The organism is Isoptericola haloaureus, from assembly GCF_036689775.1.
Lineage (GTDB): Bacteria > Actinomycetota > Actinomycetes > Actinomycetales > Cellulomonadaceae > Isoptericola > Isoptericola haloaureus.
Genome location: NZ_JBAGLP010000116.1, coordinates 344,933 through 357,669, shown reverse-complemented (window position 1 = coordinate 357,669; position 12,737 = coordinate 344,933). Strand labels below are relative to the sequence as shown.

Annotated in this window: 15 protein-coding genes; 8 read left to right on the top strand and 7 right to left on the bottom strand. The window is 73.0% G+C overall.

Features of this window, described 5'->3' with window-relative positions; all coding sequences use genetic code 11:
* Positions 1–47: 47 nt before the first annotated feature.
* The 4 genes from V5O49_RS07120 to V5O49_RS07105 all read left to right on the top strand — a co-directional run bounded on the left by V5O49_RS07120 (position 48) and on the right by V5O49_RS07105 (position 3,276).
* Positions 48–281: a DUF3046 domain-containing protein gene (locus tag V5O49_RS07120; RefSeq protein WP_278237109.1), complete on the top strand. Its 234-nt coding sequence runs from the start codon at positions 48–50 to the stop codon at positions 279–281.
* 232 nt (positions 282–513) lie between these two features.
* Positions 514–1,662 (top strand): recombinase RecA, encoded by a 1,149-nt coding sequence (gene recA, locus V5O49_RS07115; protein ID WP_332901614.1) that lies wholly within the window; start codon positions 514–516, stop codon positions 1,660–1,662.
* A gap of 113 nt (positions 1,663–1,775) precedes the next feature.
* Entirely contained in the window at positions 1,776–2,273 is a 498-nt protein-coding gene (locus tag V5O49_RS07110) for a regulatory protein RecX (protein WP_332901613.1), read from the top strand.
* A 52-nt stretch (positions 2,274–2,325) separates the two neighbouring features.
* On the top strand, positions 2,326–3,276 hold the full coding sequence (locus V5O49_RS07105; RefSeq protein WP_332901612.1) for a quinone oxidoreductase family protein: 951 nt from the start codon (positions 2,326–2,328) through the stop codon (positions 3,274–3,276).
* Position 3,277: 1 nt separating this feature from the next.
* Here the strand turns inward: V5O49_RS07105 and V5O49_RS07100 are convergent, their stop codons facing one another.
* The 4 genes from V5O49_RS07100 to V5O49_RS07085 form a co-directional block, all read right to left on the bottom strand.
* A complete protein-coding gene (locus V5O49_RS07100; RefSeq protein ID WP_332901611.1) occupies positions 3,278–4,225 on the bottom strand; it encodes an amino acid ABC transporter permease in 948 nt (315 codons plus the stop codon).
* Complete coding sequence (locus tag V5O49_RS07095) at positions 4,222–4,899, bottom strand: amino acid ABC transporter permease (RefSeq protein ID WP_278237113.1); 678 nt, start codon at positions 4,897–4,899, stop codon at positions 4,222–4,224. Before V5O49_RS07095 ends, V5O49_RS07100 begins: the two co-directional genes overlap by 4 nt.
* Before the next feature lie 129 nt (positions 4,900–5,028).
* A complete protein-coding gene (locus V5O49_RS07090) occupies positions 5,029–5,919 on the bottom strand; it encodes a glutamate ABC transporter substrate-binding protein (protein WP_332901610.1) in 891 nt (296 codons plus the stop codon).
* Between the two features lie 37 nt (positions 5,920–5,956).
* On the bottom strand, positions 5,957–6,757 hold the full coding sequence (locus V5O49_RS07085) for an amino acid ABC transporter ATP-binding protein (RefSeq protein ID WP_332901609.1): 801 nt from the start codon (positions 6,755–6,757) through the stop codon (positions 5,957–5,959).
* Positions 6,758–6,904: 147 nt separating this feature from the next.
* On the opposite strand from V5O49_RS07085, the gene miaB reads away from it, so the two are divergent.
* Complete coding sequence (gene miaB, locus V5O49_RS07080; protein ID WP_405001148.1) at positions 6,905–8,545, top strand: tRNA (N6-isopentenyl adenosine(37)-C2)-methylthiotransferase MiaB; 1,641 nt, start codon at positions 6,905–6,907, stop codon at positions 8,543–8,545.
* Between the two features lie 54 nt (positions 8,546–8,599).
* Here the strand turns inward: miaB and V5O49_RS07075 are convergent, their stop codons facing one another.
* Positions 8,600–9,109 (bottom strand): type III secretion system chaperone family protein, encoded by a 510-nt coding sequence (locus V5O49_RS07075; protein ID WP_332901608.1) that lies wholly within the window; start codon positions 9,107–9,109, stop codon positions 8,600–8,602.
* Positions 9,106–9,672 carry a YbjN domain-containing protein gene (locus tag V5O49_RS07070; RefSeq protein WP_332901607.1) on the bottom strand — a complete coding sequence of 189 codons (567 nt, stop codon included), beginning with the start codon at positions 9,670–9,672 and terminating at the stop codon, positions 9,106–9,108. The genes V5O49_RS07075 and V5O49_RS07070 overlap by 4 nt, the downstream gene beginning before the upstream one ends.
* Before the next feature lie 35 nt (positions 9,673–9,707).
* Here V5O49_RS07070 and V5O49_RS07065 point away from each other — a divergent pair, with 35 nt between their 5' ends.
* Positions 9,708–10,304, top strand: coding sequence for a hypothetical protein (locus V5O49_RS07065; RefSeq protein ID WP_332901606.1), 597 nt, complete (start codon positions 9,708–9,710; stop codon positions 10,302–10,304).
* Between the two features lies 1 nt (position 10,305).
* Here the strand turns inward: V5O49_RS07065 and V5O49_RS07060 are convergent, their stop codons facing one another.
* On the bottom strand, positions 10,306–10,773 hold the full coding sequence (locus tag V5O49_RS07060; RefSeq protein ID WP_332901605.1) for a hypothetical protein: 468 nt from the start codon (positions 10,771–10,773) through the stop codon (positions 10,306–10,308).
* A gap of 50 nt (positions 10,774–10,823) precedes the next feature.
* On the opposite strand from V5O49_RS07060, the gene miaA reads away from it, so the two are divergent.
* Together miaA and dapF are read left to right on the top strand one after the other, a co-directional pair.
* Positions 10,824–11,807 carry a tRNA (adenosine(37)-N6)-dimethylallyltransferase MiaA gene (gene miaA, locus V5O49_RS07055; RefSeq protein ID WP_332901604.1) on the top strand — a complete coding sequence of 328 codons (984 nt, stop codon included), beginning with the start codon at positions 10,824–10,826 and terminating at the stop codon, positions 11,805–11,807.
* Positions 11,804–12,736, top strand: a complete 933-nt coding sequence (dapF, locus tag V5O49_RS07050) for a diaminopimelate epimerase (protein WP_332901603.1) — start codon at positions 11,804–11,806, stop codon at positions 12,734–12,736. The genes miaA and dapF overlap by 4 nt, the downstream gene beginning before the upstream one ends.
* Position 12,737: the final 1 nt, after the last annotated feature.

The following is a 12,737-nucleotide window of genomic DNA, read 5'->3' as shown; positions in this document are numbered from 1 at the left end:
GGTGCACCCGGGCACCGACATCGGGGCGGCCGTGGCAGGCTGGGCGCGTGCTCTACTCCGACTTCACCCAGCTCGTCGACGAGGTGTTCGGCCGGGCCTACGGGCGCACCCTCGTGCGCGAGCAGGTGCTGCCCCGCCTCGGCGACCGGACGCCCGCCGAGGCGCTCGACGCCGGGACGGACCCCCGCGACGTGTGGCACGCCCTGTGCGACGCCCTGGACGTCCCGGACCGCGAGCGGTGGGGGACCGACGAACACCGACAGGCCCCGCCGCCGCGCTGACGGCCGCCGCGCTGACGGCCGCCCGCGGCGAGGCCGACACGCCGAGCGTCGAGCCTCTCGCGTCGAACAGATGTTCGGTTAGAGTGTGTCCACAGGACGGCCTCGCGGGCTCGTCGTCCACAGGTCGACGGGCCCGGCCGGGGTCGTGTCGGTGGCGACGCGTAGCGTCGTCGTCGACATGAGCAGCAGACCGAAGACGCGCGGCCGCGCGCAGAACACGAAGGTGACCGACATGCCAGCACCGGAAGACCGTGAGAAGGCCCTCGAGGCCGCGCTCGCCCAGATCGACCGCAGCTTCGGCAAGGGCTCGGTCATGCGGCTCGGCCAGGAGGGGCGCGCCCCGGTGGACGTCATCCCCACCGGCTCCATCGCCCTCGACGTGGCCCTCGGCATCGGCGGCCTGCCCCGTGGCCGCGTGATCGAGGTCTACGGCCCCGAGTCCTCCGGCAAGACGACCGTCGCCCTGCACGCGGTCGCCAACGCCCAGAAGAACGGTGGCATCGCCGCCTTCGTCGACGCCGAGCACGCCCTGGACCCCGAGTACGCCAAGAAGCTCGGCGTGGACACCGACGCGCTGCTCGTCTCCCAGCCCGACACCGGTGAGCAGGCCCTGGAGATCGCGGACATGCTGATCCGCTCGGGCGCGCTCGACATCATCGTCATCGACTCCGTCGCCGCCCTGGTGCCCAAGGCGGAGATCGAGGGCGAGATGGGTGACAGCCACGTCGGTCTGCAGGCCCGCCTGATGTCGCAGGCGCTGCGCAAGATCGCCGGTGCGCTGAGCTCGTCGGGCACCACGGCGATCTTCATCAACCAGCTCCGCGAGAAGATCGGCGTGTTCTTCGGCTCTCCCGAGACGACCACGGGTGGTAAGGCGCTGAAGTTCTACGCCTCGGTGCGTATGGACATCCGCCGCATCGAGACCCTCAAGGAGGGCACCGACTCCGTCGGCAACCGCACCCGCGTCAAGGTCGTCAAGAACAAGATGGCGCCCCCGTTCAAGCAGGCCGAGTTCGACATCCTCTACGGGGTCGGGATCTCCCGCGAGGGCGGTCTGATCGACATGGGCGTCGAGCACGGGTTCGTGCGCAAGTCCGGGTCGTGGTTCACCTACGGCGGGGACCAGCTCGGTCAGGGCAAGGAGAACGCCCGCTCGTTCCTGCGGGACAACCCGGACCTGGCGAACGAGCTGGAGAAGAAGATCAAGGAGAAGCTCGGCGTCGGCCCGCAGGTGGATGCCCCGGCCGACGGTGACGCCCCCGCGGGCGAGACCCCAACGGCCGGCGCGGCCGACGCGGCCGACGAGAAGGCGCCGGCGAAGGCGCCCGCGGCGAGCAAGAGCGCCGGCCGCACGGCCGCGAAGAAGAAGGCGCCCTTCTGAGCAGCGCGGAGACCGGACGCGGACGGTCGGGCGACGGCGACGGGCGGACCCGTCGCCGTCGCCCGACCGTCGTCGAGCGGCTCGAGGCCGGTGAGCTCTCCCGCGACGAGGCCATGGAGCTGACGCGGGAGGCCGTCCTGCGCACGCTCACCGCTGCGCCGAAGAGCCGGGCCGAGCTGGCACGGTCCCTCGCGCGCAAGGGGTACCCGGAGGATCTGGCGGAGCAGGTGCTCGACCGCCTCGAGGACGTCCACCTCGTCGACGACGCCGCGTACGCCGAGATGATCGTGCGGACCCGGCACGCGGAGCGTGGGCAGGCCCGGCGGGCGATCTCCGCCGAGCTGCACCGCCGGGGCGTCGACACCGAGACGGCGGCCACCGCCCTCGAGCAGATCGACGGCGACGACGAGCGCGCCGCCGCGGCCGAGCTGGCCCGCAGGCACGTCGCGCGGACGCAGGGTCTGGACCGGGACAAGCGCGTCCGGCGTGCCGTGGGGGCGCTGAGCCGGAAGGGGCACAACCCGTCGGTGGCCTTCGCCGCGGTCAAGGAGGCCCTGGCCGCCGAGGGCGAGAGTGACGACCTGGACGACATGGTGTCGTTCGACGACTAGCCTGCGTCGGGGAGCACTCGCGGCTCTCGTCGACACGAAGGAGCGGGGAGCCATGCGCGCTGCCGTGCACGATCGGTACGGGCCGCCCGAGGTCGTGCGTGTCGAGGAGGTGCCCGACCCGGCGCCGGGCCCCGGTGAGATCCTCGTCCGGGTCCGGGCGACGACCGTGAACCGCACCGACACCGCGTACCGTGCGGGCCGTCCCTGGTTCGCCCGGGCGATGTACGGGCCGCGGCGCCCGCGGGCACGGGTGCTGGGGTGCGAGTACGCGGGCACGGTGGAAGCCGTCGGGGACGGCGTGCACGACCGCGGTGTCGGGGATCGCGTCTACGGCTACGTCGAAGGTCCCTTCGGGGCGCACGCCGAGCTGATGACGGTCCGCAGCGACGGTTGGGTCGAGACGATCCCCGACCACCTCTCCTTCGCGGAGGCGGCCACGGTGACCGAGGGCCCGCACTACGCCTGGGCGTTCTGCGAGCGGCTCCAGATCGGCCCGGACACGGACGTGCTCGTGCACGGCGCGACCGGGGCGATCGGTGCGGCTGCCGTCCAGCTGGCGGCGTCCTGCGGTGCGACGGTGACGGCGGTCTGCGACGCCGCGCACGCGGATCTCGTGCGCAGCCTGGGCGCCGACCGGGTCATCGCGCGCGACGAGGTGGACTTCACCCGCGACGCCGCCCGCTTCGACGTCGTCATGGACGCCGTGGGCAAGAGCTCGTTCGCCCGGTGCCGACGTCTGCTGCGTCCGCACGGCGTGTACGCCTCGTCGGAGCTCGGTCCCGGCGGCGTCAACCTCCTGCTCGCGCTGGCGCCGTGGGCCCGCGTGCGCTTTCCGGCGCCTGTCCCGGACGGACCCACGCGCCGCGTGCTGCACGAGCTGGTCACGGCTGAACGTCTCGTCCCGGTCGTCGATCGGCACTACGCGCTGGAGGACATCACGGCGGCGCACCGGTACGTCGAGTCCGGCCGCAAGGTGGGCAGCGTCGTCGTCGACGTCTCCTGAGTCAGGTCCACCGTCCCGGTCGGCCGGGGTCCCCGGGACCGGCGTCGGGTCCCTCGTCGACCCCGTGCGGGCGCTCGGCGGCCTGGGCCGTCGCGCCCACCCCGACACCGGCGTCCAGACCGGCCGCCATCGTCCCGGTCCGCCCCGAGGTGCGCCGCAAGGAGTTGCCCAGCCGCTCCGCCAGCTTGGTCAGGCTCCAGTTGATGAGGATGAACAGCACGGCGGCGACGGCCAGGGTCTGCAGGATGTTGCCCTCGCCGGAGCCGAGGCGCCGGGCCTCCTGCAGGAGCTCGCGGTAGGTGATGATCGCGCCGAGCGCGGAGTCCTTGAGCACGACCACGAGCTGGGAGAGCAGCGCGGGCAGCATGGCGATGAGGGCCTGGGGGACCTCGACGGACCGCAGCGACTGGCCCCGCGTCAGTCCCGTCGACAGCGCGGCCTCGCGCTGACCCGAGGGCAGGCCGTGGACACCGGACCGCACCAGCTCGGCCACGACGGACCCGTTGTAGAGGATCAGACCGATGACGACCCCCCAGAAGTCCGAGTCGTCGACACCGGCGTTGGCGAGCAGCAGCCAGAAGAACACCATCATGAGCAGCACCGGCACGGCGCGGAAGAACTCCACGACGGCCCCGCACACCACCCGGACCGGGAGCAGCGCGGAGAGCCGGCCCACGCCGAAGAGCAGGCCGAAGGCGAAGGCGCCGACGATCGCGACGGCGGCCGCGCGCATGGTGGCCAGGAACCCCGGCCAGTAGTAGTAGGCCCAGGCGTCGCCGTCGACGGCGGCGAGCCACAGGTCCGCGTCGAGCTGGCCCTTGTCGGCCAGACGGGCGAGCACGAGAGCCGCGATGCCGGCGACGACGACGGCACCGACGACGTTGCCCAGCAGGATCCTGCGCTTGGCACGGGGACCGGGCGCGTCGAAGAGGACGGTCTGGGCGCTCATCGGGCCACCGCCAGTCGACGCGAGAACGAGGTGGACAGCAGTCCGACGGGGGTCACGAGGATCACGTAGCCGATCGCGAAGGTGAAGAAGATCGCGTAGATGTAGTCGGGCCGGAACTCGATCATCGTCCGCATCACCGAGGAGGTCTCGGTCGCCACCGAGGCGGCCGCCGCGACCGTGGTGTTCTTGATGAGGGCGATGAGGACGTTGCCGAGCGGGGCGATCGCGCCGCGGAAGGCCTGCGGCAGGATGACCAGCCGGGCCGAGGGCAGGAACGACAGGCCGATGGAGCGTGCCGCCTCGGCCTGCCCGACCGGCACCGTGTTGACCCCGGAGCGGATCGCCTCGCACACGAAGGCCGCGTGGTAGATCGACAGCCCCACGACCGCAAGCCAGAAGAAGTTGAGGTCGAAGTCGGTCGCCAGGGTCAGCTCGAGCTGGCCCCAGGCCCCGAGGACCATGAACACCATGATGATCGTCAGCGGGGTGTTCCGCAGGATCGTCACGTACGCGGACCCGGCCCACTGCAGGCTCCCGATGGGGGAGATGCGGAACAGCGCCAGCACCGACCCCAGGGCCAGGGAGAGCAGCGCCGCCCAGAAGGCGAGCTGGATGTTGACCCAGAACGCCCCCAGCACGTCGTACTGGCGGACGATGTCGAGATACTCCTCCACGCGGCGGACGCTCCTTCGGCTCGGTCACGGCGGTGACGGGCACCGGGCCGACGGCCCGGGTATCGGATCGAGGGACCGGGTCGGGCCCGCCGCGCGGTGCGGCGGGCCCGACCCAGACTCATCCGGGGATCACATGTCGCAGGGGTCGAACTCCGGCGGGTTCAGGTCGGAGTTCGGCGTGTAGCCGGTGCCCTCGGTGGCGGCGTCGATGTACTCCTGCCACGAGCCGTCGTCGATCATCTGCGTCAGCGCCGCGTTGATGTCCTCGCACTGCTCGGACTCCTGCGGGATGCCGACGCCGTAGCGCTCCTCGGAGAACGTGTTGCCCACGACCTTCACCTGGCCGGCGTTGGCGGGCTGGGCGCCCAGGCCGGCGAGGATGATGTCGTCGGTGGTCACGGCGTCGACCTGCCCCGAGGTGAGCGCGGTGACGCACTCGGCGTATCCGGGCTGCTCGAGGAGGTTGACGCCCTCGGAGTACTCGTCCTTGATGCGCTGGGCGGACGTCGAACCGGTGACCGAGCACAGGTTCTTGCCGTCCAGGGCGTCCGGGCCGGTGATGTCGGTGTTGTCGGCCGCGACGAGGAGGTCCTGGCCGGCCACGAAGTACGGGCCGGCGTAGGAGACCTGCTCGCGGCGCTCGTCGGTGATCGAGTAGGTGGCGAAGATCATGTCGACCTGGCCGGTCGAGAGCAGCGTCTCGCGCTGGGCGGACGGGGCCTCGACCCACTCGATCTGGTCCTCGGAGTAGCCGAGCTCGCTCGCGACGTACTTGGCGACGTCGACGTCGAACCCGGAGGGCGTGTCGCCGTCCATGAAGCCGAGGCCGGGCTGGTCGAACTTGATGCCGATGGTGAGGCCCTCGCCGCCGGCTCCTTCCTCCTCCTCCATGGTGTCGGTCGTCTCGCTGCCGGCGTCGGCGTCGGTGTCTCCTCCGCCGTCGTCGGAGGAACAGGCGGCCAGCGCGAGCGCGGCCGTGGCGGCCAGGGCGATCACCCCGGTGGTGCGTGTGCGTCGCATGGTTCGTCCTTTCGTCGGGTGGTGCCGGTGCGGAAGATCAGTGGGTGAGGATCTTCGACAGGAAGTCCTTGGCGCGGTCGCTGCGCGGGTGGTGGAAGAACTCCTCGGGGGTGGCCTCCTCGACGATCTGGCCGTCGGCCATGAACACCACCCGGTCGGCCGCCTTGCGCGCGAACCCCATCTCGTGCGTGACGACGATCATCGTCATGCCCTCCTTGGCGAGCTGCTCCATCACGTCGAGCACCTCGTTGATCATCTCGGGGTCGAGGGCCGACGTCGGCTCGTCGAAGAGCATCACCTTGGGGTGCATGGCCAGCGAGCGGGCGATCGCCACGCGCTGCTGCTGCCCGCCGGAGAGCTGGGCGGGGAACTTCGCCGCCTGGTTCTTGACCCCGACCCGGTCGAGGAGCCGCAGGGCCTCGGCCTCGGCGTCGGCCTTGCTCAGCCCGCGGACCTTGCGCGGGCCGAGCGTGACGTTGTCCAGCACCGTTTTGTGGGCGAAGAGGTTGAACGCCTGGAAGACCATGCCGACGTCGGCGCGCAGCCGGGCGAGCTGGCGGCCCTCGGCCGGCATCGGCTGCCCGTCGATGGAGATGTCGCCGCTGTCGATCGTCTCCAGCCGGTTGATGGCACGGCACAGCGTCGACTTGCCGGAGCCCGACGGGCCGATGACGACGAGCACCTCGCCGCGTCGCACCGTCAGGTTGATGTCCTGCAGCACGTGCAGGTCCCCGAAGTACTTGTCGACCGCCTCGAGCTCGACGAGCGGGGCGCCCAGGTGCGAGTCGTCCGCCGGCGGGTGCTGGTCGTCCGCCGGAGTCGTTCCGCTGTGATCCATGTCATGAACCTAACCAGCCGATTGTTTCCATGGGATGCGAAGACGCGCCGAGTCGGCAACGAATCGGTAACGACTGTCCGGAACGTGAAGAATCAGCATGCTTGCGACGTCGGATTCGTCGCGCGCGGGACCGTACCCTAGAAGGCGATGTCCACCACCATGCCGTCACCCCGCGAGACCGTCACACCCCCGCCCTCCGACGGGGCAGGCCGCACGTACACGGTCCGCACCCTGGGGTGCCAGATGAACGTCCACGACTCCGAGCACATGGCCGGGATGCTCGAGCAGGCCGGCTACACGCGGGCGTCGGCCGCCGACGAGGCGGCCAGCAACGCCGACGTGGTGGTCATCAACACCTGCGCGGTGCGCGAGAACGCCGCCACCCGCCTCTACGGCAACCTCGGCCAGCTCGCCGGGCTCAAGGCGGAGCGGCCGGGCATGCAGATCGCCGTCGGCGGCTGCCTGGCGCAGAAGGACCGCGGCGAGATCGTCGACAAGGCGCCCTGGGTCGACGTCGTCTTCGGCACCCACAACCTGGACGCGCTGCCGGTGCTCCTCGAGCGGGCACGGCACAACGCGGCCGCGCAGGTCGAGATCGCCGAGTCCCTGCAGGTCTTCCCCTCCACGCTGCCGACCCGCCGCGAGTCGGTGTACGCCGGCTGGGTCTCCATCTCCGTGGGCTGCAACAACACCTGCACCTTCTGCATCGTCCCGCACCTGCGGGGCAAGGAGCGCGACCGCCGGCCGGGGGAGGTCCTCGCGGAGGTGCAGGCCCTGGTGGACGCCGGAGCCGTCGAGGTCACGCTGCTGGGTCAGAACGTCAACAGCTACGGCGTCGAGTTCGGCGACCGGGGGGCGTTCGCCAAGCTGCTGCGCGCCTGCGGGAACATCGAGGGACTGGAGCGCGTGCGCTTCACCTCGCCCCACCCGGCCGCGTTCACCGACGACGTCATCGAGGCGATGGCGGAGACCCCGAACGTCATGCCGCAGCTGCACATGCCGCTGCAGTCGGGCTCGGACCGCGTCCTGCGCGCCATGCGCCGCAGCTACCGGTCGACCAAGTTCCTCGGGATCCTGGACCGCGTGCGCGCCGCGATGCCCGACGCCGCGATCACCACCGACATCATCGTCGGCTTCCCCGGGGAGACCGAGGAGGACTTCGCCGAGACGCTGCGCGTCGTCGAGGAGTCGCGATTCAGCTCGGCCTTCATGTTCCAGTACTCCCCGCGCCCCGGGACGCCGGCGGCGGAGATGGACGACCAGCTGCCCAAGGAGGTCGTCCAGGAGCGCTTCGACCGGCTGCTGGCGCTGCAGGAGCGGATCAGCGCCGAGGAGTCCGCGCGACAGACCGGCCGGACCCTCGAGGTGCTCGTCTCGGAGGGCTCGGGGAAGAAGGACGGTGCCACCCACCGGCTGTCGGGCCGGGCCCCGGACAACCGCCTGGTCCACCTCGCGGTGCCGGCCGGCGTGCTGCCCGAGGGCGGCCTGGCCGACCAGCCGGCCTCCCTCGACGACCCGCGGCTCGTCGACGTCGCCGACCTGGACCCTGCGCTCCCGCGCCCGGGGGACATGGTGACCGTCGAGGTCACGCGGGCGGCGCCGCACCACCTGATCGCCGACTCCGCGCTCGACGGCGGCACCTACACGGTGCGGCGCACGCGGTCCGGCGACGCCTGGGTGCAGCGGGAGTCCGCCCGCCTCGGCGGCGGCCACGACGACCACTCCCACGGCGGCGGTGGCGAGCCCGGCGCGCCGGTCACCCTGGGGATGCCGACGCTGCGTCGCTGACGTGCCCCGGCCGGGACCGGACTCCCGGCCGGGGTCCGGACCGGCGGCCGGGGGTCAGTCCTCGGCCTCCGGTCCGACCAGGGCTCCGAGCCCCGAGAAGAACTGGGACGTCGTCACCAGCCCGCACGAGAGCGTCTCGGCGAGCTGGTCTTCGGTCGCGCCGTGCTCCAGGTCGACGGACACCTCGCCGTACAGGGCGAGGCCGCCCTGCTCGGGGCGCGTGTAGACCTTCGGCCAGATGCGCTCGCGGTTCCAGTCGTTGCACGCCTGCAGCACGGCCGGCCGCGCCGACTCGGGCACGGTGCCCGACCAGCGTCCGCGGACCTGGAGGATCTCCCCGGCGTCGCCCATCAGCAGGAACCAGAACCGGTGGCCGTCCCACGTCCCGGTGAGGTCGCCGTCGTCGTCGGTGCGGAACCGGTAGCCGCGCCGCGCGAGGTCGGCGCCGATGCGCCGGGCCGTCACCGGGGTGGGGCGTGCGGCGGGGGACTCGGTGTCGTCGGCGCGCCGACGGCGCGCCACCTGCAGCACCGCCGTCGCGGCTCGTCGCAGCGGCCCGGTCACGGTGCCACCTGCAGCGGGTCCGGGAACACCGAGTCCAGGTGCTCGAAGAACATCACCCCGGTCGACAGCCCGCACTCCAGGAGCTGGCCGAGCTGGTCGTCGGTGGCGCCGTGCTCGAGGCTCGTGGTGACCTCGGCGCAGATCACGACCGCGCCGTCGTCGCGCACCCGCGCGTACGTCGTCGGCCAGATGCGCTCGGCGTTCCAGGCGTTGCACACGTCGAGGATCTCCCCGAGCCGTTCGATGGTGGCCTGGCGGTGCCACTGGCCGCGCACCTGCAGGACCTCGCCCTCGTCGCCCAGCACGAGGAAGGAGAACTGCCGTCCGTGCCAGATGCCGCCCGGGTCGCCGTCGTTGTCGACGGCGTAGGTGAACCCCGAGGAGTCCAGCCAGGCACTGACCCGTTCTCGCGTCACGGGGCGGGGGGTCGCCCCGGCGAGCTGCCCGACGGGCCCGGCCAGCAGCACGTTCTCGACGTCGCTGCGCAACAGGTCCGCGTCGAGGGGCTCCTCACGCGATGCGGCTGACGATCTGGCGATCCGGCGCGACCCGAAGAACCTCACACGACCCACGCTACACGTCCCGGTAGGTTGGCAGCGTGCCCGCTCGTGCCGTCGTCCTGCCCGCGACCCCGCTCCTGGTCCCCGGTGCCGCCGGGACGGCACGGCCCCTGGGCGACCTGCGTGCCGCCGTCGCGGACGCCCTGGCCGCCGTCCGGACCCCGCACGGAGCCGTCCCGCAGCGCTGGGGGGTGCTCGCGCCCGGTCCGCGCACCGCCGCCGGCGCCCGGCGGGCCACCCTCGCCGCGGCCGGCGTCCACGACCGCTGGCTGCCTGGTCCCCCCACGGGCGTCACGCTCCCGGCGGCACACGTCCCGGCCTCGGTGGCGCTGCTCGTCCTGGCCGACGCGCTGGGTCAGGACGCCGCGGCCGGGGCGCACGTCGTCGAGGTCGCCGACGACGATCCCGGGGCCGTGCGCGTCGGCCTGCGCGAGCTCGCCGGCGTCGACGCGCTCGTCGTGGCCGGCGGTTCCCCCGCCGACCCGGCGGCCGGACCCACGGCCTGCACGGCGGCGGTCGCCGGCGTCCTGGCCGGGCTCGCGGACCGCGGCGGCTGGTCGGCGACCACCCGGACCGTCGCCGCGTCCGGGGACCACCTGCCGGGTGCCTACGACGTCGTGACCTGGGCCGACTGACTCACCCGGCGAACCAGCCGACGCCGGCGAGCAGCAGCCAGAACCGCGTCGTGCGGCCGACCAGGAGGGTCGGGACGTAGACGGCCATGGGCACCCGCAGCGAGCCGGCCACGACGGCCATGATCATCAGCGGCGGGAAGCCCGCCGAGGCCGACGCGAGAAGCACCGCGGCGCTGAGCCAGGGCCGGCCCTGGATGCGGTCCTGCCACCGGTCGAAGGTCTCGCGGCGTCGCTTGACGGCCAGCTTCTCGCGCACCCACCGCGTCTCCATCGACCGGGCCGCGCCGAGGTACCACACCACCTTGGACACGGTCTGGCCGATCCCGGCCACGAGAGCGATCAGCGCCACCCGGACCGGGTCCGACGCCGCGTCCGTCACCGCCGCGACGCCCCCGAGGTACACCTCGATGCTGACCACCGGGACGAGACCGGACAGCAGGCTCACGGCGAGCACGGACAGCAGCAGCACCCGCAGAGCCTAGCCGGGGGGTACGGCGACCCACGACGTACCGTAGGTCCGTGATCGTCGCCGTCGTGGGACCCACCGCCACCGGGAAGTCGGACCTCGCCCTGGACCTCGCCGAGGCGCTGTCCGGACCGCGGGCGCCGGCCGAGATCGTCAACGCCGACGCCTTCCAGCTCTACCGCGGCATGGACGTCGGCACCGCCAAGGTGCCGCCGACCGAGCGCCGGGGGATCGTCCACCATCAGCTCGACGTGCTGGACCCCACCCAGGACGCCTCCGTGGCGCACTACCAGGCGGCGGCCCGCGCGGACCTCGACGCGATCGCGGCCCGCGGCGCCCGCGCCGTCGTCGTCGGCGGCTCCGGGCTCTACGTGCGCGCACTGCTGGACGAGATGAACTTCCCGGGCACCGACCCGCAGGTGCGCGCCCGCCTCGAGGGGCGCGCCGAGACCGAGGGGCGCCGCGCGCTGCACGCCGAGCTGGTGCGCCGCGACCCCGATGCCGCCGCGTCCATCGGCCCGGAGAACACCCGGCGCCTCGTACGTGCGCTGGAGGTGATCGAGATCACCGGGCAGCCGTTCACCGCCAACCTGCCCCGCCAGGAGTACGTCCGTCCCGCCGTCCAGATCGGTCTCGACTGCGACCGACCCACGCTCGACGCCCGGGTCGCGGGGCGGGTGGACCGCATGTGGTCCGCCGGGCTCGTCGACGAGGTGCGGTCGTTGGCCTCGCCCGCGCAGGGCGGGACCGGTGCCGGCCTCGGCACGACGGCGGCGCGCGCCGTGGGGTACGCCGAGCTGCTGCGCTGGTTCGCGGGCGACCTCACCGAGGACGCCGCGCGCGAGGCCGTGGTGACCGACACCCGGCGGCTCGCGCGCAAGCAGATGGGATGGTTCGGCCGCGACCCGCGCGTGCAGTGGCTCGACGCCGGTTCGCCGACCCTGCTGGCCGACGCCCTCGCCGTGGTCCGGGCCGCCGACGCGGAGACCCTCCCGGCGCCGGAGGACCGACCCGTGCGCCGTAGTCTGGGCTCATGACCGTACGTTTCACCAAGGGGCACGGCACGCAGAACGACTTCGTGCTCGTCGCCGACACCCGCGGCGACATGGACCTCACGGCCGAGCAGGTGCGGCGTCTGGCCGACCGGCGCAGCGGCATCGGCGCCGACGGCGTCATCCGCCTGGCGCCGACGGCCGCGGTCGCCCAGGCGGGCGAGCAGGTGGCCGACGACGTGCTCGCGGCCGCGCCGGAGGCGATCTGGTTCATGGACTACCGCAACGGTGACGGCAGCCCGGCCGAGATGTGCGGCAACGGCGTGCGGGTCTTCACCGCGTTCGCCGAGAGCCTGGGGCTCGCCGACCTGTCCGACGGCGCCGAGCTGGCGCTGGGCACCCGCGGGGGCGTCAAGCGGGTCCGTCGCGAGCAGAACGGCTGGTACGCCGTCGACATGGGGCCGTGGTCCCTCACCGGGGGCGACGGCGCGGCCGCGGCCGGAGCCGACGCCATGGTGCTCACGGCGGGCTGGGACGCCCCGCGTCCGGCGCTGAGCCTCGACCTGGGCAACCCGCACACGGTGGTGGCGCTGTCCGACGTCGCCGAGCTCGACGCGCTGGACCTCACCCGGGCCCCTGCCGTCGAACCCGTCCCGCCGCACGGCACCAACGTCGAGCTCGTCGTCCCGCTCGGGGAGGAGGCCGGTCCCGAGGGGCGGCCCGTCGGGCGGATCCGCATGCGGGTGCACGAGCGCGGCGTCGGTGAGACGCGGTCGTGCGGCACCGGCGCGTGCGCGGCGGCGCTCGCGGTGCGCACCTGGGCGGCGCACGGCGTGGACGACCCCCACGGGGTGCCGTCGACCTGGTTCGTCGAGGTGCCCGGCGGCGAGGTCCGCGTCCGGCTGCTGCACGGCGGGCACGTGGAGCTCGCCGGTCCCGCCGAGCTCGTCTTCAGCGGCGAGATCGACCTGTAGT